General features: G+C 70.9%; 19 protein-coding genes. 10 read left to right on the top strand and 9 right to left on the bottom strand.

Going from position 1 to position 19,992, the window contains the following annotated elements; translation table 11 throughout:
• Positions 1-13: 13 nt before the first annotated feature.
• The 7 genes from AB0A61_RS01005 to AB0A61_RS00975 all read left to right on the top strand — a co-directional run bounded on the left by AB0A61_RS01005 (position 14) and on the right by AB0A61_RS00975 (position 5,103).
• Entirely contained in the window at positions 14-448 is a 435-nt protein-coding gene (locus tag AB0A61_RS01005) for an ATP-binding protein (RefSeq protein WP_361284037.1), read from the top strand.
• Between the two features lie 92 nt (positions 449-540).
• The gene (locus AB0A61_RS01000) at positions 541-969 is read left to right on the top strand and encodes a WXG100 family type VII secretion target (protein WP_361284972.1); all 429 of its coding nucleotides are present in this window, start codon (positions 541-543) and stop codon (positions 967-969) included.
• A 54-nt stretch (positions 970-1,023) separates the two neighbouring features.
• Entirely contained in the window at positions 1,024-1,338 is a 315-nt protein-coding gene (locus tag AB0A61_RS00995) for a WXG100 family type VII secretion target (RefSeq protein ID WP_361284034.1), read from the top strand.
• Positions 1,339-1,541: 203 nt separating this feature from the next.
• Entirely contained in the window at positions 1,542-3,269 is a 1,728-nt protein-coding gene (locus tag AB0A61_RS00990) for an RNase A-like domain-containing protein (RefSeq protein WP_361284032.1), read from the top strand.
• A gap of 10 nt (positions 3,270-3,279) precedes the next feature.
• Positions 3,280-4,005 (top strand): hypothetical protein, encoded by a 726-nt coding sequence (locus AB0A61_RS00985; RefSeq protein ID WP_361284030.1) that lies wholly within the window; start codon positions 3,280-3,282, stop codon positions 4,003-4,005.
• Positions 4,006-4,076: 71 nt separating this feature from the next.
• The gene (locus tag AB0A61_RS00980; protein WP_361284027.1) at positions 4,077-4,376 is read left to right on the top strand and encodes an RNase A-like domain-containing protein; all 300 of its coding nucleotides are present in this window, start codon (positions 4,077-4,079) and stop codon (positions 4,374-4,376) included.
• 37 nt (positions 4,377-4,413) lie between these two features.
• Positions 4,414-5,103, top strand: coding sequence for a contact-dependent growth inhibition system immunity protein (locus tag AB0A61_RS00975; protein ID WP_361284024.1), 690 nt, complete (start codon positions 4,414-4,416; stop codon positions 5,101-5,103).
• A gap of 104 nt (positions 5,104-5,207) precedes the next feature.
• Here AB0A61_RS00975 and AB0A61_RS00970 read toward each other — a convergent pair whose 3' ends face one another.
• Genes AB0A61_RS00970 through pdhA form a run of 3 tightly spaced genes read right to left on the bottom strand, consistent with a single transcriptional unit; the run spans position 5,208 to position 8,797 of the window.
• Positions 5,208-6,623 (bottom strand): dihydrolipoamide acetyltransferase family protein, encoded by a 1,416-nt coding sequence (locus tag AB0A61_RS00970; RefSeq protein ID WP_361284021.1) that lies wholly within the window; start codon positions 6,621-6,623, stop codon positions 5,208-5,210.
• 9 nt (positions 6,624-6,632) lie between these two features.
• On the bottom strand, positions 6,633-7,613 hold the full coding sequence (locus tag AB0A61_RS00965; protein ID WP_361284018.1) for an alpha-ketoacid dehydrogenase subunit beta: 981 nt from the start codon (positions 7,611-7,613) through the stop codon (positions 6,633-6,635).
• A 2-nt stretch (positions 7,614-7,615) separates the two neighbouring features.
• Positions 7,616-8,797, bottom strand: coding sequence for a pyruvate dehydrogenase (acetyl-transferring) E1 component subunit alpha (pdhA, locus tag AB0A61_RS00960; protein WP_361284015.1), 1,182 nt, complete (start codon positions 8,795-8,797; stop codon positions 7,616-7,618).
• A gap of 501 nt (positions 8,798-9,298) precedes the next feature.
• Here pdhA and AB0A61_RS00955 point away from each other — a divergent pair.
• On the top strand, positions 9,299-10,342 hold the full coding sequence (locus tag AB0A61_RS00955; RefSeq protein WP_361284012.1) for a phosphotransferase: 1,044 nt from the start codon (positions 9,299-9,301) through the stop codon (positions 10,340-10,342).
• Positions 10,343-10,601: 259 nt separating this feature from the next.
• Here AB0A61_RS00955 and AB0A61_RS00950 read toward each other — a convergent pair whose 3' ends face one another.
• Positions 10,602-12,212: a protein kinase gene (locus AB0A61_RS00950; RefSeq protein WP_361284009.1), complete on the bottom strand. Its 1,611-nt coding sequence runs from the start codon at positions 12,210-12,212 to the stop codon at positions 10,602-10,604.
• 364 nt (positions 12,213-12,576) lie between these two features.
• Here AB0A61_RS00950 and AB0A61_RS00945 point away from each other — a divergent pair, with 364 nt between their 5' ends.
• Positions 12,577-14,232: a protein kinase gene (locus AB0A61_RS00945; protein ID WP_361284006.1), complete on the top strand. Its 1,656-nt coding sequence runs from the start codon at positions 12,577-12,579 to the stop codon at positions 14,230-14,232.
• Positions 14,233-14,331: 99 nt separating this feature from the next.
• On the opposite strand, the gene AB0A61_RS00940 is transcribed toward AB0A61_RS00945, so the two are convergent.
• Both AB0A61_RS00940 and AB0A61_RS00935 read right to left on the bottom strand, forming a co-directional pair.
• The gene (locus AB0A61_RS00940; protein ID WP_361284003.1) at positions 14,332-14,871 is read right to left on the bottom strand and encodes a bacterial proteasome activator family protein; all 540 of its coding nucleotides are present in this window, start codon (positions 14,869-14,871) and stop codon (positions 14,332-14,334) included.
• 110 nt (positions 14,872-14,981) lie between these two features.
• Positions 14,982-15,539, bottom strand: coding sequence for a helix-turn-helix transcriptional regulator (locus tag AB0A61_RS00935; RefSeq protein ID WP_361284001.1), 558 nt, complete (start codon positions 15,537-15,539; stop codon positions 14,982-14,984).
• 162 nt (positions 15,540-15,701) lie between these two features.
• Between AB0A61_RS00935 and AB0A61_RS00930 the strand changes: the two genes are divergently transcribed.
• Positions 15,702-16,415 carry a hypothetical protein gene (locus AB0A61_RS00930; protein ID WP_361283998.1) on the top strand — a complete coding sequence of 238 codons (714 nt, stop codon included), beginning with the start codon at positions 15,702-15,704 and terminating at the stop codon, positions 16,413-16,415.
• Positions 16,416-16,422: 7 nt separating this feature from the next.
• Here AB0A61_RS00930 and AB0A61_RS00925 read toward each other — a convergent pair whose 3' ends face one another.
• The 3 genes from AB0A61_RS00925 to AB0A61_RS00915 all read right to left on the bottom strand — a co-directional run bounded on the left by AB0A61_RS00925 (position 16,423) and on the right by AB0A61_RS00915 (position 19,979).
• Positions 16,423-17,403: an NAD(P)H-quinone oxidoreductase gene (locus AB0A61_RS00925; RefSeq protein ID WP_361283995.1), complete on the bottom strand. Its 981-nt coding sequence runs from the start codon at positions 17,401-17,403 to the stop codon at positions 16,423-16,425.
• Between the two features lie 159 nt (positions 17,404-17,562).
• On the bottom strand, positions 17,563-19,056 hold the full coding sequence (locus AB0A61_RS00920; RefSeq protein WP_361283992.1) for a molybdopterin molybdotransferase MoeA: 1,494 nt from the start codon (positions 19,054-19,056) through the stop codon (positions 17,563-17,565).
• Positions 19,053-19,979: an NTP transferase domain-containing protein gene (locus tag AB0A61_RS00915; RefSeq protein ID WP_361283989.1), complete on the bottom strand. Its 927-nt coding sequence runs from the start codon at positions 19,977-19,979 to the stop codon at positions 19,053-19,055. Before AB0A61_RS00915 ends, AB0A61_RS00920 begins: the two co-directional genes overlap by 4 nt.
• Between the last annotated feature and the right edge of the window lie 13 nt (positions 19,980-19,992).

Here is a 19,992-nt window from a genome sequence, read left to right as displayed (position 1 = left end):
GAGGCGCGCCGAGATGACCGACGCCTGCCCGCTCCCCACACCGAAGTCGTACGACCGTTACGACGCCGTCAGCTACACCCCGTACCCGCAGGCCATCCCCCGCGCCCGTCGACGCGTCGCGCAACTGGCCGTCGCCTGGGGTCGTCCCGGCGCCGCGGACGACGCGGCGCTGCTCGCCAGCGAGTTGTGCACGAATGCCGTGCTGCACGGGTGCCTGCGCGACCGCCTGTTCAGAGTCGAGACGTCTCTCCGGGGCAACACCCTGCGGATCGCCGTCACGGATCCGAGGGGCGAACGCCTCCCGGTAGCACGCCCGAGCGGTGCCGACGACCAGTTCGGCCGGGGGTTACTGATCGTGCGAGCCCTCGCGGACAGGTGGGCGGTGGAGCGGCTGACGGTGGGGAAAGCCGTGTGGGCGGAGCTGGACACCGCCACCAGATCAAACTGAGGTTCCCCCGACCGCTGGTGCCAGTAGGATTTCATTGCAGCAGCAAGGAAGTTGGGCTGCGGCAGTGACGGGGACGGGGGTCCGACGTGAGCATGCACGGAACAGGCGGCACCGGTCAGGGGGGTGGCCCCGATCTGCGGGTGTCCGGCGAAGGTCTGACCAGGCTCGCCAACGACCTGGACGACATGCAGGACCATTTGGACAAGCAGGTCAAGCGCATGGACGGGCTCGTCGACCGGATCGAGGCGGGCTGGCGGGGCCCGGCGGCAACCGCGTACCGCGACTTCCACCGGGCGGCGGCCGAGGACGCCGTCCGCATCCGTGAAGTGATGAAGCTGCTGGAGCAGGCCGTCCGGCTGAGCCGGGACGGTTTTTCCCGGCACGATCTCGGCGTACTGGAACAATTGCGGGCAGTCCGGGTGGACGTCGACAGCGAGGTCGCCAAGCTCTCCACCCCCAATTCGCAGGCCGGGCCGGAACCCACACCGCCGGCGCCGCGCAGCAGCCTCGACTCCTACTGACACCGGCCAGAAACCCAAGCACCGCAGCCCCAGTTGCCGACACCAAGGGAGATCATGCCGACCGGGCCCGCCGACGACGACCACATAGCCGTCTCCTTCGCGACCCTCCACGAACTGGCCACCGAGCTGGAGGACATCCTCAAACAGCTCAACGGCAAACTCGACGGCCTCTACGAGCGCGTCGAGCCCGTGGTGCTGTCCTGGAAGGGCGAGGCCCGCGAGGTCTTCGTCCAGAAGCTCGACGAATGGGACCGCTCGGCCCAGGACCTCCAGGCGGCCCAGAAGTGGCTGCACGAATACGTCACCACCGGCCACGCCAACTACGCGGCGGCGCACCGGGCGGTGCTGCGCGGCTGGGGGGCTGCCTGATGAGCACTCCGCCCTCCCCCTCGCCGAGTCCGTCCGCCAGCCCCTCGGCCGCCGACACACACCCTGACCCCACACCGAGCACCCCACATCCGGAACCCAGCCCCGGCACGTCCCCGGACCCCCATCCCGAACCCCCGCCCCCTCCGGCCACCGGGTCCGACGGGCGCCCCTCGGACGCTCGCCGAAAATGGGAACGGGAGCAGTTGAAGCAGCCCGCGCCCGACAGCGGGGGCCGGTTCGACGTCAAACCCGGACACGTCTACTACACCTCCACGGTGATCCGCGACGAGCAGTTCACCTTCCACAAGACGGCCGTCCAGCTGGTGCACGACGTCGACCACCGGCAAGCGGCAGGAAAGGGCAGCGGCGCCGACGACTTCTCCGGGGCCTACGCCGAAGTGGCCAAGGAGTTCCTGGAGACGTGGGCACGATGCGTGGCAAGCATCGGCGGCGTCTCGCTCGGGCTGACCAACACCGCGAACAACTACATGGCGGCCGACTGGCACTCGCGGGGCATCTACGGGCCACCGCCCCGAAGGGAGCCACCCATCGGCGTCGGCAAGGTCTCGTACGGCCCCGTCGCCTCCATCAAGTGGACCGGCACCGGGGACGACTCCGACATCCCCTTCGTGGCCGCCATCGGCGACGTTCCCGACTTTCTGGCCGACCTGATCAAACCGGCGATCGAGGAGGGCCTCCGCCTGGGCAAGACCCATGAGATCACTCCGGGCGCCGAGACGGACAGTCTCCGCGGCATCGGGGACGCGTGGGCGGCGGCCGGCCAGGCGGCACAGAAATCAGCCGACGCCTTCACCCAGGACATCGAATACCTGACGGATGGCAGCAACAGCCAATGGCAGAGCGCGATGAACGCATTCTGCCAGTCGATCTGGGGCACCACTGCCTGGGGTGGCAGACGCGACGAGGACAACAACGCCGTGCCGCCGTCCCAGCCCGGCGGCCGCGACTGGCGCACGAGTTTCGACACCGCACCCTCCGCCCGCAGGCCCGTCATCGAGGTCCTGAAGAAGACCGGTGACGACGTCAAGCAGATCTTCCACGACGTCGCGGACGCGGCCGAGAAGTGCCGGAAGACCACCGAGCGGCTGGCCTGGCAGGCCACAAAGGCGACCGTGAAGGACATGGTCCCCGACGGTTTCTCCTGGGACGAACTCACCAAACTGAACGTGTACGCGACCTTCGCCGACATCGTCCTCAAGTTCCGGTCCCACATGGACAAGGCCGGATGCGATGCCGCCGTCGAGGCTTACCACAAGGCATTCCACGACGGTGCCGACCGCCTCCGCAAGCTGCTTCCCGAACTGAAGGAAGCAGCCATCAGTGCTCCGACGTACGAGGCCGAGGAGGCCCGCGCCGAGGCGTTCGGTGCGCGTTCCCTGACCGATTTCAAGCCCGGACACGTGTGGACCACCCCCGGCGACACCGACAAGGGTGTATACAAAGTGGACCTGGCGTCCACGGAATGGCTGGAGAACTCCCACACGGTCTCGAAACACGTCGGTCTGACGGACGACCAACTGGCCCAGCGCCTGCGCGACGACCTGAAGAAACCGCCGAGGCCGGGCACCGACTGGCCTTACGGGCAGCCCAAGGTCGCGGAGGCGTCCTCCTTCAAGGACCTCGATTCCGCACAGCGGATGACGCAGTACAACATCGACAAGAACGCCGATGACATCAAAACGTGGATAGCGAGCAAGCCGAAGAAGGGGGACCGAATAGACATCCGTGTCCCCGAGACGCCTTATGGTCACAGTGGCCGAAGTATCAGCAAGGATGCGATCAAGACCGATCCGTTCCCCGCCGGGAAGGCGGACGACGTAAATGGAGTCGAGACGCGACTTCTTTACGACCCGGATCTGGACCCGCCCTTCACGGTCATGACGTCGATGCCGAAGAACGTGAAGAAGTAGGATGGCGGGTATGACAGATCAGGGTTCCGTCGAATACACGCATCTCGCGGGTGCCCGTGTGCTCCTGGAGCCTTACGACGGCTGGAGCCGGAGAATACCGGACGATGCCGCCGAATGGCAGAAGAAGCTCTATCCGCTGATTCGCGGGATCCGGACCGCGGAATTGGACGGCGGTCGCACACTGTGTGAGATCGCAGCTGAACTGCGTGTGGCCGCGGACCTCTTCGAGACCCATCCCGACGGTTCCCACCCGGCACTCGGAAAAATTCCGCGGGCGGCGACCGAATCGCGTACGCCTGAGACGCTTCGGGAGATTGCCCGCCACTTGGAGAACTGGAACACCGACTGGCGGACCTACGGCGAAACTCCCATGGACGTCTGGGAACTGAGTCTGCGTTTTCCGCGCTTCAGTCAGATTCTGCCCATCTATTTCGGTCAGGACGGCGTCGCCATCAGCGACGACATGCACGATGCCACCTCGGAGGACGGCATCCGTATGTATATCGAGCAGACGCACCCACGCTGCCCCTGGGTGCTGCCGAGCGTGGTCGCCGAGTGCCACCAGGCGGTGGCCCTGTTTCACACCGAGGACCAGATGGACCGGTTCTTCAGCCAGGCCGCCATGGCGGGCGGCTCGGGCAGCGAGGACTTCACCGACTTCTTCCCCCTCTTCGCCCGCCTGTGCGTCGAGCACCTGAGGGAGGCCCATTCCCCCCTTTGGGAACCGGCCAAGTAGGAACCAGGAGCACCCCCTGGAACCGGGCAAGAGACAGCACCTAGAACCGGGCAGGAGACAATCGGTCCACCATGCGCACCCGTTCCGCCACCTACCCCGACCGCGAAACCGCCCAGTGGGCCACCCAGCAGGTCGTCACCGCCAACGAACAGAACATCCACCGCTGGCTCGCCCGGTCCACGCGCCCGCGCCTGACCATCGAGGCGTCCTGGCCGTCCCGGTCCGAGCCGGTGGGGCGGGTGCTGCTGCAGGCGATGATGCTGGCCGGGCGGGAGCCGGTGGACGTGCGGGCGGCCCGAGTCATCCTCAAACGGGATCCCTCCCGCCCCCACGGCTTCGCCGTCCACGCCACCTTCCCCGTCTACCTGTAAGACCCGTAGAAGAGTAAAGACGTAGAGGCTGACCACCGTGCCCCTGAGCCCCCTCGAACACGACCGCCGCTACGGCGAGCTCGACCAGGTGATCCGCGCCTACGTCGGACAGCCGGCGGACGACACCCCGGACCAGCCCAGCCGGGCCCTGATCGCCTATCTGCGGCAGACGTGGCACAGCCGCCCCTGGGCCCTTGCCAGCGCGGAACAGCAGTTGCGCGAGTACGCCGACAACCCACCGGGACGGCTTCGGCTGCGCCTCGGGGAGTTCTACGCGATTCCCGACGTCGGCCTGCCCGAGGGCGAGATCCAGCAGTGGCTGTACTGCCTCGCCGACCACATCAGAGGCAGCATCGAGGAAGGGGCGGTACCGGAGCCTGCCGCCCCCGCCACCCACTGGGAGTGGCACGCCCGCTTCCCGGAACTGGGCCAGTTCCTCGGCGGCTGGTTCTCCCAGGACATGCCGGACGAGTTCGACGACCACGAGGCGGCCGTCGACGACTACCGGGCCACCGCCGACGCGCAGTTGGCAGCCCGTCTCGTCGGCGAGCTCCACGAACTCCTCGCCCTCGGCCTCGACGAGTCCGACTACGCCCTCGCCGTCGCCGAACTGGGCATGGAGGTCGACCCCCCGGCGCCGTACTCCCCCAGCGGCTGGCTCACCCTGGTCACCGAACAGCTCACCGCACCTCGCCCCGACTACGGCTCGCCGGTCGGCGAGGGCTGATCAGCGGGCCGCACCGACGGCAGAAGCCGCACACCCACGTCAGGTGTGCGGCTCCGCTCGGTCCGGCCGGGTGACCTGGGGTCAGGTCCAGGTGCTCTCCCGTGTCACGCCCAGGTGATCAGCCGCTTCGGCTGTTCCAGGATTGCTGCGATGTCGGCCAGGACCTTCGAGCCCAGCTCGCCGTCGACCAGGCGATGGTCGAAGGAGAGGGCCAGGGTGGTGACCTGGCGGGGCTTGACCTTGCCCTTGTGGACCCACGGCTGGAGCTTGATGGCGCCGACCGCGAGGATCGCGGACTCTCCGGGGTTGAGGATCGGCGTGCCGGTGTCGACGCCGAAGACACCGACGTTGGTGATGGTGACCGTGCCGCCCTGCATCGCGGCCGGGGACGTCCTGCCCTCGCGGGCCGTCGCCACCAGCTCGCCCAGCGACCGCGACAGTTCCGGCAGGGGCTTGGCGTGCGCGTCCTTGATGTTCGGCACGATCAGGCCCCGGGGAGTCGCCGCTGCGATACCCAGGTTCACGTAGTGCTTGAGCACGATCTCCTGGTTGGCCTCGTCCCAGGACGCGTTGATGTCCGGGTTGCGCTTGATCGCCACCAGGAGGGCCTTGGCGACCAGCAGCAGCGGGTTCACCCGCAGGCCCTCGAACTCCTTGTCCTGCTTGAGTTCCTCGACCAGCCGCATGGTCCGCGTCACGTCCACCGTCACGAACTCCGTGACGTGCGGGGCGGTGAAGGCCGAGCCGATCATGGCCTGTGCGGTGGCCTTGCGGACGCCCTTGACCGGGACGCGGGTCTCACGGGCACCGTCGTACGTCACCGTCGGCGCCGGGGCGGCCGGGGCAGCGGCGGCGGGTACTTCGGTCACCGGCTCCGGGGCCTTCGGCGGGGCCGCCGTCGTCGACACCGCCGCGTGCACGTCCTCGCGCGTGATGATGCCGTCCGGGCCCGACGGAACCACCGTCGACAGGTCCACGCCCAGGTCCTTGGCCAGCTTGCGCACCGGCGGCTTGGCCAGCGGGCGGGGCCCGGCCACGGCCACGGCGGCCGCGCCATGGCCATTGAGCTCGGACTGGACCGCCGCCGACGCCTGCGCCACCGTGACCTCGGGGCCCTTGCGCGGACGGCGCTTGGTGGAGGACGTCGACACTCCGTACCCCACCAGCACGGGCTGGCGGCCCTCCGCCTTCGGCTCATCGGTCTTCGGCGCCTGAGCGGCCTGGGCCGGTGCCTGGACGGGTACCTCGGCGGCCGCCCCGCCCGTCACGTCGACCGCAATGATGGACGTGCCCACGTCCACCGTGGTGCCCTCGGGGAAGTGGAGCGCGCGGACCACGCCGTCGTAGGGAATGGGCAGCTCGACGGCCGCCTTGGCCGTCTCGACCTCGCACACCACCTGGCCGTCGGTGACCGTGTCGCCCGGCTGGACGTACCACTTGAGGATCTCCGCCTCGGTGAGCCCCTCGCCCACGTCTGGCATCTTGAACTCACGCACGGACGCTTCCGTCATCGTCGTCACGACCTCTCCTCAGTACGCCAGCGAGCGGTCGACGGCGTCGAGCACGCGGTCCAGGTCGGGCAGGTACTCCTCCTCCAGGCGCGCCGGCGGGTACGGCGCGTGGTAGCCGCCGACCCGGATCACCGGAGCTTCCAGGTGGTAGAAGCAGCGCTCGGTGATCCGGGCGGCGATCTCCGCGCCCGAACCGAAGAACACCGGTGCCTCGTGGACCACGACCAGGCGGCGCGTCTTCTCCACCGAGGCCTGGATGGAGTCGAAGTCGAGCGGGGAGACCGAGCGCAGGTCGAGGACCTCGAGCGACTTGCCCTCCTCGGCGGCCGCGTTCGCGACCTCCTGGCAGAGCTTCACCATCGGGCCGTAGGCGGCCAGCGTGAGGTCCGTGCCCTCGCGGACGACCCGGGCCTTGTGCAGCGGGTCCGGGATCGCCTCGGTGCTGACCTCGCCCTTGTCCCAGTAGCGCCGCTTCGGCTCGAAGAAGATCACCGGGTCGTCGCTCTGGATGGCCTGCTGCATCATCCAGTACGCGTCCGACGCGTTCGAGGGGCTGACGATCTTCAGGCCCGCCACGTGCGCGAACAGGGCCTCGGGGGACTCCGAGTGGTGCTCGACCGCACCGATGCCGCCGCCGTAGGGGATGCGGACCACGACCGGCAGCTTGACCTTGCCCAGCGAGCGAGCGTGCATCTTCGCGAGCTGCGTGACGATCTGGTCGTACGCCGGGAAGACGAAGCCGTCGAACTGGATCTCCACCACCGGGCGGTAGCCGCGCAGCGCCAGGCCGATCGCGGTGCCGACGATGCCCGACTCGGCGAGCGGGGTGTCGATGACGCGGCTCTCGCCGAAATCCTTCTGCAGGCCGTCCGTCACCCGGAACACGCCACCGAGCTTGCCGACGTCCTCGCCCATGACGAGGACCTTGGGGTCCGACTCCAGGGCACGGCGCAGCGACTCGTTGATCGCCTTGGCCAGGGCCATCTTCTCCGCAGCCATGCTCAGACCCCCTCTGCGTCCGCGAACGACGCCTGGTAGGCGGCGAACTGGGCGCGCTCCTCGTCGACGAGCGCATGCCCGTCCGCGTACACGTTCTCGAAGATGGCGAAGTGGTCCGGGTCCGGCATGGCACGGACCGCTTCGCGCACTCGTTTGCCCAACGCCTCGCTCTCGCGCTCCAGTTCCGCGAAAAATCCCTCGTCCGCGTGGTTTGAGGCCTCCAGGTAGCGGCGAAGACGCAGGATCGGGTCCTTCGCCTCCCAGGCGAGCCGCTCCTCGTCGCCCCGGTAACGGCTGGGGTCGTCCGAGGTGGTGTGGGCGCCCATGCGGTAGGTGTAGGCCTCGACCAGGGTCGGGCCCTCGCCGCCGCGGGCGCGCTCCAGCGCCCACTTGGTGACCGCCAGGCAGGCCAGCACGTCGTTGCCGTCGACGCGGACGCCGGGGAAGCCGAAGCCCTGTGCGCGCTGGTAGAGCGGGACGCGGGTCTGCCGCTCGGTCGGCTCGGAGATCGCCCACTGGTTGTTCTGGCAGAAGAACACGACCGGGGCGTTGTAGACCGCGGAGAAGGTGAAGGACTCCGCCACGTCGCCCTGGCTGGAGGCGCCGTCGCCGAAGTACGCGATGACCGCCGAGTCCGCGCCGTCCTTGGCGATGCCCATCGCATAGCCCGTCGCGTGCAGCGTCTGGGAGCCGATGACGATCGTGTAGAGCTGGAAGTTGTTGCTGTTCGGGTCCCAGCCGCCGTTGTTCACGCCGCGGAACATGCCGAGCAGGTTGGTGGGGTCGACCCCGCGGCACCAGGCGACGCCGTGCTCGCGGTAGGTCGGGAAGACGTAGTCGTCCTCGCGGGTGGCCCGGCCGGAACCGATCTGGGCGGCCTCCTGGCCGAGCAGGGACGCCCACAGTCCCAGCTCGCCCTGGCGCTGCAGGGAGGTGGCCTCGGCGTCGAAACGGCGGGTGAGCACCATGTCGCGGTACAGGCCGCGGAGCTCTTCCGGGGTGATGCCGGCGACGTACTTGTCGTACTCGGCGTTCTTGACGCGCTTTCCTTCGGGCGTCAACAGCTGCACGAGGTCGGGGTCGGCGCTCTTCGTGGCGCCCCCGCGGCCCTTGGGGCCGGTGGTGCCGGTCTTGCTCCCGGCGCTGCGTCGCGGTGTGCGCGCGGCAGTGCTCTCCACGGTCACGTGTGCTCCTCCGTCGGTCCGGCCCCCGGGGTTGCCGGATGGCCAGTACGGCTCGCCTGGATCCGTCCATCGGGCACGGGGTGGGTGCCACTCGGCCGGGAACAGGCGTGACAGGTGCCCCGGCGAGCGCCCTGCAGCAGCCACGTTACCCAGTGCTCCACAATTCTGGGAAACCTCTCCTGACCTGCGTTTTTTCTTGGATTTCCAAGTACTTTTGCTAGGTAATCCAAGTACCGCGCAGAGCATTCGGGGCAGCCGCTGGTCACAGCCCTGCAGGGTGCCGGAACACGGGCACGTTATCCCGGCCACCCCGGAGACGGGAAGGGTCAACGTATGGCCGAACTCGTCCTTGCGGAGAATGGCGCCGGGTGGTCGGCCGGGCGTGGACGGAGGGTGGAGAACAACTGGCACGGCGATCTCAAGTGACCGAATGCGACTGACGGAGACTGTCTGCGACAACCCGCAGCTCACGGGCTCGGCCGTTGCCCTAGCATCTGGCGCGTGCCGCGCCCATGTGTACCACCCCCAGCACCTCCTGCGCCCCCGCTGAGCGCCTTACTGCGCCGGTACGCCGCCGGCTCCGCCCTCACCTGCGAGCCCGTCGACCAGGGGCTGCTCAACCGGGGCTACCGGCTGTGCACGACACGTGGCCGCTACTTCCTCAAGCACCACTTCGACCCCGACACCGCCGACCCGGCGGCGATCGCTCGCCAGCACCGGGCCACCCAGCGCCTGGCCGACCTCGGCGTCCCGGTGGCGCCCCCGCTGGCCGGGCGCGACGGGCGCACGGTCGCCGTCATCGGTGGCCACGCCTACGCCCTGCACCCCTGGATCGACGGCCGGCACCGCCACGGCGGCCAGCTCACCACCGGCCAGTCCGCACGTCTGGGGGCGCTCTTGGGGGCGGTGCACGCCTGTCTGGAACGCGTGATGCCCCCGAAGGGGCGCACCCGTCCCGCCACGAGCCCCCACCCCGTGGAGAGCGCCGATCCCGCCGACACCTTCGCCCTGATCGACGACCTGCTCGCCCACGTCCGCCGCCACCGGCCGGCCGACTCCTTCGACGAACTGGCCCGGCACCGGCTCCTGGAGCGGCGGGCGCTCCTGGAACAGCACGTGGGCCGGCGTCCCCCGCCCGGCGGCCCGGTGGGCTGGGTGCACGGCGACTTCCATCCCTTCAACCTGCTGTATCAGGGGGACGCGCCGGCCGCGATCGTCGACTGGGACCGGCTCGGCGTGCAGCCGCGCGCCGAGGAGGCCGTGCGCGCCGCCGTCATCTTCTTCGTCCGGCCCGTCGGGGCCCTCGACCTGCCGAAGCTCGGGGCGTACGCGCGCGCGTACCGGCGGGCGGCCGGTGCCACGTCCTCGGAGCTCGCGGCGGCCGTGCACCGCGTGTGGTGGGAGCGCCTGAACGACTTCTGGATGCTGCGCTGGCACTACGAGCGCGGCGACACCCGCGCGGACCCGCAGTTCCCGGCCGCCTCGGCGCTCGCGGTGTGGTGGACGCGGGAGTACGACGCGGTGTGCGCCGCGTTCGCGGAGTGACGCGTGGCGTTCGGGGACAGCCCCGGGCGCATGGTCTTCGGGTACAGCCCCGGCTGGCCCCCGGGTGCAGCCCGGGACGCATGGTCTTCAGGTACAGCCCCGGACGCATGGCCTCCGGGTGCAGCCCGGGACGCATGGTCTTCAGGTACAGCCCCGGACGCATGGCCTCGCATGGTCTTCGGTACGGGGCCCCGTACGCCACGCGCGCGTGGAGCCCGTTACGGCCCTACGCGCGCGTGTGTGTGGTCCACGTGCGGGGTCACCCGCCGGCGACACCCGCGCTGTCCGCTCCCTGGGTCGTGCCGAGGGTGTCACCACCGCTGCCGCTGGTCCCGTCGGTCGGGTTTCCTCCCGGGTCCGCGGACGCCGACGGAGTGGTCTGGGTCGGCGGCGCCTGGGAACTCGGCGGGTTCGACGGCTCGTTGGACGGCTGGTCCGGGGCCGACTCCGACGGCGTGTACGACGGCTCGTACGACGGCGAGTAGTCCGAACCGGAGCCGCCCGACCCGGAGCCTTTGTCGGTCGACGTGTCCGACGGCCCGCTCGACGCCGAGTCGCTCGGCGTGGTGCTGGACTGCTGGTCCTTGGTGGAGTGGGTGGCCGCCGGCGGCTTGCTGGTCTCGCCGTCCTTGCCGCTGCCGGCGGATCCGGTGTTGTGCAGCGCCAGCGCCACACCCGCCGCGATGGCGATCACCGCGAGCACGGCGAGGATCCACAGCTTGCCGCGGCCGCTGCCCTTGTTGCCGTGCCCCTCGAAACCGCCGTCGTCGCGGTTGCCGTACCCGGCGGGCAGGATCGGCTGCGGGATCTGCGCGGTGCCGGCGCCGGGGTCGCCCGGGTGCGGCATCACGGCCGTGCCGGCGAAGCCCGCCGCCGGCGTGTGCCGGCCCTCGTGCATCTCCACCGGGCCGGTGTTCCAGGTGCCGGTGTGGCCGCCCTGGTCGTACAGCATCTGCAGCGCGTACTGGACCAGCCCGCGCATCTCCTCGGCCGTCTGGAACCGGTCGTCGGGCTCCTTGGCCAGCGAGCGCATGACGAGGCCGTCGAGCTCCGGCGGGCACGCCCCGTCCGACGTCTGGGACGGCGGCACGGGAATGTCCTGCACGTGCTGGTAGACCACGGACAGCGGGGTCTCGCCGGTGAACGGGGGCCGCAGCGAGAGGAGTTCGTACAGCAGGCAGCCCGTCGCGTACAGGTCGGAGCGGTGGTCGACGGCCTTGCCGAGGGCCTGCTCGGGGGAGAGGTACTGCGGGGTGCCCATGACCATGCCGGTCTGCGTCATCGTCGTGGACGCCCCGTGCAGGGCACGGGCGATGCCGAAGTCCATCACCTTCACGGCGCCGTTGTCGGTGATGATGACGTTGGCCGGCTTGATGTCGCGGTGCACGATGCCGTGCTGGTGCGAGTAGGCCAGCGCCTCCAGGACACCGGAGACGATGATCAGGGCCTGCTCGGGGCCCGGCGCCTCGGCGTTGAGCAGCAGGTCGCGAATGGTGCGGCCCTCGACCAGCTCCATCACGATGTACGGCACGGACTGGCCGCCCACGTAGTCCTCGCCGGAGTCGTACACGGCGACGATCGCGTGGTGGTTCAGTCCGGCCACCGACTGTGCCTCGCGGGTGAACCGGGCCTTGGAGACCGGGTCTTCGGCGAGGTCGGCGCGCAGCAGCTTGACCGCGACGGTGCGTCCGAGGCGCACGTCCTCGGCGGCGAACACCTCGGCCATGCCGCCCCGGCCGAGTCTGCGGGTCAGCCGGTACCGGCCGTCGCCGACAAGCCCGCCGTTGCCCCACATCTCCGGCGCGTCCGACATGCCGCCGCCAGACGCCTCGGGGTCGGACGGGCCCTGGGCGCGCTGCGTCTGTGCCATCAGTCCTCGCCGTCGTTTCTGCCCGCGGTGCGCGCGGTGTTGTTACGGTCTCCGTCGGCCACGCTACAGGCTCCGCGCAAGCCACCGGTCCAGAAGCGTCGCGGGGCCGGCTCCAGACGGACCGGCCATCAAACCTCGTACAGGTGGTGTCGTGCAAATTCCGTGCACCTGTCGTACGACCGCTGTAACGCTTCCGCGACGCTTCTTTCGCGTACGGTCACGGAACGGGCACCGAACTTGACGTGTCAGTGCCCTCGGGCAGACTTGGCCGGGAATAACACATTCGATCATCGGATCCGGTCAACGGACAGTCGATCGCGGGAGCGCAGCAGCCGCTTGCGCCGCGCTATGGGGGACGCAGAACATGAGCCAGGACGGCGCACAGGGCCGGTTCGTGGGGCGGGGGCTCGCCGGCGGCCGCTACCAGCTGCGCGACTTGCTCGGCCAGGGCGGCATGGCCTCGGTGCACCTCGCCTACGACTCGGTACTGGACCGGCAGGTCGCAATCAAGACACTCCACACCGAGCTGGGCCGGGAGCAGGCCTTCCGCGAGCGGTTCCGCCGCGAGGCCCAGGCAGTGGCGAAGCTCACTCACACGAACATCGTCTCGGTCTTCGACACCGGCGAGGACGACGTGGACGGCATGACGACGCCGTACATCGTCATGGAGTACATCGAGGGACGGCCGCTGGGCTCGGTCCTGGACGAGGACATCCGGCAGCACGGCGCGATGCCCGCCGACAAGGCCCTGAAGATCACCTCGGACGTGCTCGCCGCGCTGGAGATCAGCCACGAGATGGGTCTGGTCCACCGCGACATCAAGCCGGGCAACGTGATGATGACCAAGCGCGGCGTGGTCAAGGTGATGGACTTCGGCATCGCCCGCGCCATGCAGTCCGGGGTCACGTCGATGACGCAGACCGGCATGGTCGTCGGCACCCCGCAGTACCTGTCGCCGGAGCAGGCCCTCGGCCGGGGCGTGGACGCGCGGTCCGACCTGTACTCGGTCGGCATCATGCTGTTCCAACTGGTCACCGGGCGCCTGCCGTTCGACGCGGACTCACCGCTGGCCATCGCGTACGCGCACGTTCAGGAGGAGCCGGTGGCTCCTTCGTCGATCAACCGCTCGCTTCCGCCGGCGGTGGACGCCCTCGTCGCCCGGGCGCTGAAGAAGAACCCGAACGAGCGCTTCCCCAGCGCCGAGGCCATGCGCGACGAGTGCCTGCGCGTGGCGGCCTCCTTCCAGGCGGCCCCGCCGAGCATCGTTCCCGGCGCCCAGACCCCCAGTGGCGCGGGCGTGGGGTCTGCGGTGTTCCCGCCGGTCGACGCCACCCCGGCGCCCACGGGCAACGTCCAGACCCCGTACCAGCCGGCTCCGGCCCCGAACCCGTACGCCACCGGGGCGCCCGCGGCGCCGTCCGCACCGTCCCCGGCGTACGGCTACCCGCAGCAGGCCGGCTACCAGACGCCCGGCCCGTCGCCGTACGCGCAGCAGCAGGCCTCCACCCCGCCGCCGTACACCATCTCGCCGCAGGCCACGGGCCCGGTCGGCGGACCGGGAGGCGGCGGCAGGAGCAACCGGCCGGTGATCATCGGGTCGATCTCGGTCGCCGTCATCACGGTCGTCGGCCTGATCGTCGGCCTGGCCCTGAACAATGACGGCGGGACCGACCAGCCCACGGGCGGCGGCAGCAGCAGCGCCTCCTCCTCGGCGGTCGCGGGTCACCGGGGGCCGGACACCTCCAAGACCATGGAAACCAGCGAGTGCTCGGAACCGCAGGAGTCCTACAACGACCCGAAAAAGATCCGGGTGCCGAACTTCCAGTTCAAGTACATCAATTCGGTCAAGGAGTGCTTCCAGGCGGCGGGCTGGAAGATGAAGATCAAGTACGTCGACGAGAACACCTACGGCGAGGGCGCGGTCATGGACCAGTTCCCGGCGGCGGACACCGACGTCGACCCGAAGAACGTTCCCGAAATCCAGCTGAGCGTGTCGACGGGGAACCCGCCGTCGTCCTGATGGCCGTGCCCGGCCGGGGATTCGGTCCCGGTCGGCAGGAAGGCCCGGCAGTGCGACTGCCGGGCCTCTTCGCTTACGCGTTCACAGGTGCGGAACGGCCTACAGGTACGGCCCACCGGAGTGGCCGCCGGTCCGGTGTTCGTCGCCCCCGTCGACGCCGATGCCCGGGGGAAGCGCGCGCCGCATCTGCTCCAGCTGGGCCCGTGCGGCCATCTGCTGGGCGAACAGGGTGGTCTGGATGCCGTGGAACAGCCCCTCCAGCCAGCCCACCAACTGTGCCTGTGCGATGCGCAGTTCGGCGTCGCTCGGGGTGGCGTCGTCCGTGAACGGCAGGGACAGCCGCTCCAGCTCCTCCACGAGCTCCGGCGCCAGGCCGTCCTCCAGTTCCTTCACCGAGCTCGCGTGGATCTCCTTCAGCCGTACCCGGCTGGCCTCGTCCAGGGGAGCCGCGCGCACCTCTTCGAGGAGCTGCTTGATCATGCTGCCGATCCGCATGACCTTGGCGGGCTGCTCGACCTGTTCCGTCACCGGGATCTCGCGGGGGTCGTCGCCCCCACCGCCGCCGAGCGTCATACCGTCCTGGCCCACGACCAGGATCTGCGGATTCTCCGGCGACCGTTCGTTCCTCGGCATCTCCATGCAGCCATTCTCTCGTACGCGTACATCTCATCTGGGTGGTACCCCCGCGGGCGGTGATCCACCGCGTGAGCGGGGGTGGTTTCTGTCTCCGCGGCGGGCCGGGACCCGTCTCACTCCTCGGCGGAGGCGTCCCCCGGGCGGCGCAGGCGCAGCAGGCGGGCCTCGCAGTGGTCCAGCCAGCGGATCTCGGCCTCCGCGTGACAGATCAGCTGCTCCAGGAGCAGCAGCCGGGCCAGTTCGCCGGGGCGTACGGGGGAACGGGCCAGCACCTCGGCCCGCTGCCGGACGTAGTCCTGCAGGGCACCGGACAGGTACTGGCGTTGCGCCTCGACGACCTCGCGCACGTCGACACCGGGCGCCTGCACCGCCAGCACCAGCTTGACGGTCAGCTCGTCGCGGGGCGGGCCGGCCCGCCGCACGGGCCGCGCGTACCAGTCCCGTAGTTCGGCTCGGCCCGCCCGAGTCAGCGCGTACAGGACGCGACCGGCCGGGTCCACGCCCTCCCGGACGACCATGCCGTCCCGTTCCAGGCGGCCGAGCGTGGCGCAGACCCGGCCGATGGCCGGCGGCCGGTCCGTTCCGGTCCGCGCCCCGAACTCGGTACGCAGCCGTGAGCCGTAGCGGGGGCCGTCCTCCAGGAGCGCCAGCAACCCGTGACATAGCGACATAAGCGGATTGTGCAGTGGGGTCGACCCGCTGGCCGAACCCGGAATGCCGGATTGGTCCGGTGATGTGAGTGTTATTCCACTGATCCACTGACCGCTGATCCGCTGACCGCTGATCCGCTGATCGCTGATCCGCTGACCGGGCACCATGAGGGGGTCCCCGACGTGACTCCATGGCTGCGCAACGCGCTGCGCGTGACGGGGCTGCTCATCCTGCTGGGAGCGGTGGTCCTGCCCTGCGGCTCCGCCGCGTCGTACAGCCCCGCTTCCGCCCCCCGCCGGAGTACGACGTCCGAACCCCCGGAATCCGCGGCCCAGGCATCCGCGGCCTCGGCGGGCTCGTCGTCCACGGCCTCGCCGTCCACAGTCTCGCAGTCCTCGGCCCAGGCGCCCGCGGCCCAGGCACCCGCTGCTGCGGCTGCGGCGTCCGCGTCACACGCCCCGGCCCGTCCCCCGGTCCGCTCGGCGTCCTCTCCCACCGCCGGATCCCCTGTCACGGCCTCGCCCGAGCCGTCCCGGGCCGGGAGCCGCGCGGGCGAGGGGCGGCAGCGGCCGGGACGTCCCGAGGGGCCGGCGGCGGAAGTGGAAGGCGACGACACGGACGAGCCGCGGGCGGATCACGACGAGAACGAGGACGGCAGGACCGCGACCGGCAGGCCCGCGACCGGCAGGCCCGAGGCGACGGCCACCTCGCCGTCAGCCGAGCCGGCCGTTCCGGTACCGTCCACGCCGCCCCCGGTCACCCCTTCCCGGCCGGTCGCGCAGCCCGGGCGCTCCGCCGAACCGGTGCAGCGCATGCTGCCCCTCGGCGGCGGACTGGTGCTGATCGGCCTCGGTCTGGGTCTCGCGTTCGTCGGGCTCCGGTTGCGCCGGGGTTAGCGCCGGGTCAGGGCACCACCAGGAGGACCTTGCCGATGTGGCCGCTTTCCTCCACCAGCCGGTGGGCGGCCGCGGCGTCGTTCACGGGCACCTCCCGGTCGACGACCGGACGGACATGACCGGCGGCGACCAGCGGCCAGACGTGCTCGCGCACGGCGGCGACGATGGCCGCCTTCTCGTCGAGCGGACGGGCGCGCAGCGAGGTCGCGGTGATCGCACCCCGCTTGCCGAGCAGGGCACCGATGTTGAGCTCGCCCTTGACCCCACCCTGCAGACCGATGATCGCCAGCCTGCCGTTGACGGCGAGCGCCTTGACATTCCGATCCAGGTATTTCGCACCCATGTTGTCGAGGATGACGTCGGCGCCCGCGCCGTTCGTGGCCTGTGCGATCTCGGCGACGAAGTCCTGCTCGCGGTAGTTGATCAGGATGTCGGCGCCCAGTTCGGCACAGTAGTCCAGCTTCTCCTTGGTACCGGCCGTGACGGCGACCTTCGCACCGACCGCCTTGGCCAGCTGGATCGCCATCGTGCCGATGCCGCTGGAGCCGCCGTGCACGAGCAGTGTCTCACCGGGGCGGAGATGGGCGATCATGAAGACGTTGGACCAGACGGTGCAGGTCACCTCGGGCAGTGACGCGGCCTGCCTGAGGTCGACGCCTTTGGGCAGGGGGAGCAGCTGACCGGCCGGAACGGCGACCTTCTCGGCGTAGCCGCCGCCCGCGAGCAGGGCGCACACCTCGTCGCCGACGGCCCAGCCGGACACACCCGGCCCGAGCTCGGCGATGCGCCCGGAGCACTCCAGACCGGGGTACGGGGAGGCGCCGGGCGGCGGGTTGTAGAACCCCTGCCGCTGCATGATGTCGGCCCGGTTGACGGCACTCGCCACCACCTCGACCAGCACCTCGCCCTCGCCGGGCACCGGATCCGGCACCTCCGCCCACACCAGAGCCTCGGGCCCACCAGGTTCGGGAATCGTGATCGCATGCATGGAGCCGACGCTACTCCTCACCCCGCCCGTACGACTGTGATCGGGGGGCCGTCAACTGCCGCGCGCCGGTGGGCGGATCGACGTACCGAGTACCCCGTGGACCACGAGAGGTTCGTGCCCCTGGCGGGCCGTCACGTCATGGCTCGTGGCCCGGACGTTTCACGTGAAACACACCCCGATTCCGGCGGCGGCCCACGGCAGATCGAGAAGCTCGGCCTCCTGATCGGGACGGGCGCCGCCCGGCGGCACGACGGCGAGGGCATCGGCCGCCGCGATGCCGCGCAGCATGGCCGGACCGTTGTAGTGCAGCAGGACGGCGTGATCACCACGCAGCACGACGGGAACGAGCCGGGTGTCGTACGGGTGCCCGTGCACCGCCTCCCTCAGGGGCAGCACGTAGGGCTCCGGGGCCGGACGCGCGGCCAGGGTGCGCAGCAGCGGCTCGGCCAGCGTGAGCAGGCCGGAGACGGCGGCCAGCGGGTTGCCGGGCAGCCCGACGAGGTGCTGGTTCTCCTTGGTGCGGGCCAGCAGCATGGGGTGCCCGGGACGCACCTTTACGCCGTTGACCAGCAGTTCGGCACCGATGCGGCGCAGGGTGGGATGGACATGGTCGACGGGGCCGGCGGCGGTTCCCCCGGTGGTCACGATCAGATCGGCCTCGGACTTGGTGACCGCCTTGTACAGGGCCTTCGCGTCGTCGCCGATCCGGCGCACGGCGGTGACCTCGGCGCCCAGCGCCCGCAGCCAGGGCGGCAGCATCGGGCCGAGCGCGTCCCGGATCAGACCGTCGTGCGGCAGACCCTCGGTGAGCAGCTCGTCGCCGAGCACGAAGACTTCGGCGCGGGGGCGGGGGACGGCGGTGAGGCTGTCGTACCCGGCGGCCGCGGCCAGGCCGAGCACGGCGGGCGTGACGAGGGTGCCGACGGGCAGCAGCTGGTCGCCGCTGCGGCACTCCTGCCCGCGGGGGCGGATGTCCTGGCCGTGACCCACCTCCCGGGCCGCGTGCAGCCGGCCCTTGGCGTCCGTGCGGCCGTGTTCGCTGCGCAGTACGGCGGTGGTGTCCTGGGGAATGCGGGCGCCGGTCGCGATCCGGACCGCCTCGCCGTCGGTCAGCGGCTCGGGCTGCGCGTGTCCGGCCAGGGCGCCCTCGTCCCGTACGTCCCAGGGGCCGGGCCCGGCGACCGCCCAGCCGTCCATCGCGGAGGTGTCGAAGGAGGGCAGATCGGTGAGGGCGGTGAGCGGGGCGGCGAGGACGAGGCCGAGGCAGGAATCGAGGGGCAGCGAGACCGTGGCGCGGCGACCGGCGGCCCGCGCGGCACGGGCCGCGATCTCTCGGGCCACCGGCCAGGAGGTGGCCTGGTGGGCCGCGTCCGGGTGCTGCGGGGCGCCATGACCGGCCGTCCCGGCTGCGTGTCCGGCGTGTTCTCCCCCGGGAGAGGCCGGTCCGGGGGTGCGGGCGCCGTCGTGCGCGGGTCCGCCGTGGCCCGGGGGCGGAACGCGACCGCCGGGCGGGCCGCCTCCGTCCCGGCTGCCGCTGCCGCCGCCGTGGTCGCTGCCCGGTGTGTGGCCGTTGCCTTCCTTCACGAGGGCGAGTACCTCCTCGACGTCGAGGTCCTCGGCGTCCTCGCCGGTCCGGACGCCGCGGGCGGTCATCCGGCGTCCGGGCGGGTGTCGGGCGTGGCGTCGGGGGCGACGTCGCCGTTGCCGCGGGCGGTGTCCTCGTCGGCCCACCGCAGGGCGAGGGCGGCGGCCTTGCGGGCGGCCTCGGCGACCGCTTCGGGGCCGCCCTTGCCCTGTGCGGCCGCGTAGCCGACGAGGAAGGTGGTCAGGGGCGCCGCGGGCCGGGCCACGCCGTGGGCGGCGTCACGTGCGAGGTCGAGCAGAACGCCGGTGTCGACGTCCAGGTCGATGCCCAGTTCGTCCTTGACTGCGGAAATCCATTCATCCAACACATGCCCATGCTCCCTGATACGCGCCCGGGCGGCGGCGATGTCGTCCCAGGTGTCGCAGTCGAACGACGCGACCGGGTCCGGGACGCGGGTGAGCTCCAGGGCGGCGGTCAGCCGGCGCAGCGGCAGCCCGGTGAGGGTGCCGTGCTCGTCGGCCAGAACCGCCAGTTCACGGCGCAGCGCCTGCGTACGGTAGGCGGCCACCAGCGGCTGGTCGCGTCCGTCGGCGTCGATGACCAGCGCACCCTCGGCGCGGCCCTCGCGCAGGGCGCTCAACAGCTGCCGGACCGTGGCTTCTTCCAGGAACGGCAGGTCGGCGGAGAGCACCACGACGTACTCCTGCGTGGTGCCGCGCAGCCCGGCGTCGAGCGCGGCGAGCGGGCCCGCGCCGGGGGGCTCCTCGCGTGCCCACCGCACGGGCCGCGCGGTGGGTCTGGGATCGGCCACGACCACGGTCGTGCGGGCGTCCGCGCAGGCTGCGAGCACCCGGTCGAGCAGTGCGCGGCCGCCCACCCGCAGGCCGGGCTTGTCGGCGCCGCCGAGCCGTCGGGCAGCGCCGCCGGCGAGCACGACGGCGTCGTGGGCGAGGTGTGTGCGGGCAGCGTCGGGGGGCTCGGTGGCGGTCACCCTCCGAGTATGG

It is taken from the genome of Streptomyces sp. NPDC046197, assembly GCF_040646295.1.
Taxonomy (GTDB): domain Bacteria; phylum Actinomycetota; class Actinomycetes; order Streptomycetales; family Streptomycetaceae; genus Streptomyces.
The sequence above is the reverse complement of the archived record's forward strand: the minus strand, read 5'-3'. Positions and strand labels throughout refer to the sequence as shown.

Bases quoted from the DNA above. Each gene is read 5' to 3' on its own strand.
- AB0A61_RS01005 (WP_361284037.1), top strand. From the start codon at position 14: ATGACCGACGCCTGCCCGCTCCCCACACCGAAGTCGTACGACCGTTAC.
- AB0A61_RS01000 (WP_361284972.1), top strand. From the start codon at position 541: ATGCACGGAACAGGCGGCACCGGTCAGGGGGGTGGCCCCGATCTGCGG.
- AB0A61_RS00995 (WP_361284034.1), top strand. From the start codon at position 1,024: ATGCCGACCGGGCCCGCCGACGACGACCACATAGCCGTCTCCTTCGCG.
- AB0A61_RS00985 (WP_361284030.1), top strand. From the start codon at position 3,280: ATGACAGATCAGGGTTCCGTCGAATACACGCATCTCGCGGGTGCCCGT.
- AB0A61_RS00980 (WP_361284027.1), top strand. From the start codon at position 4,077: ATGCGCACCCGTTCCGCCACCTACCCCGACCGCGAAACCGCCCAGTGG.
- AB0A61_RS00965 (WP_361284018.1), bottom strand. From the start codon at position 7,613: ATGGCTGCGGAGAAGATGGCCCTGGCCAAGGCGATCAACGAGTCGCTG.
- AB0A61_RS00950 (WP_361284009.1), bottom strand. From the start codon at position 12,212: ATGGCACAGACGCAGCGCGCCCAGGGCCCGTCCGACCCCGAGGCGTCT.
- AB0A61_RS00945 (WP_361284006.1), top strand. From the start codon at position 12,577: ATGAGCCAGGACGGCGCACAGGGCCGGTTCGTGGGGCGGGGGCTCGCC.
- AB0A61_RS00940 (WP_361284003.1), bottom strand. From the start codon at position 14,871: ATGGAGATGCCGAGGAACGAACGGTCGCCGGAGAATCCGCAGATCCTG.
- AB0A61_RS00935 (WP_361284001.1), bottom strand. From the start codon at position 15,539: ATGTCGCTATGTCACGGGTTGCTGGCGCTCCTGGAGGACGGCCCCCGC.
- AB0A61_RS00925 (WP_361283995.1), bottom strand. From the start codon at position 17,403: ATGCATGCGATCACGATTCCCGAACCTGGTGGGCCCGAGGCTCTGGTG.
- AB0A61_RS00920 (WP_361283992.1), bottom strand. From the start codon at position 19,056: ATGACCGCCCGCGGCGTCCGGACCGGCGAGGACGCCGAGGACCTCGAC.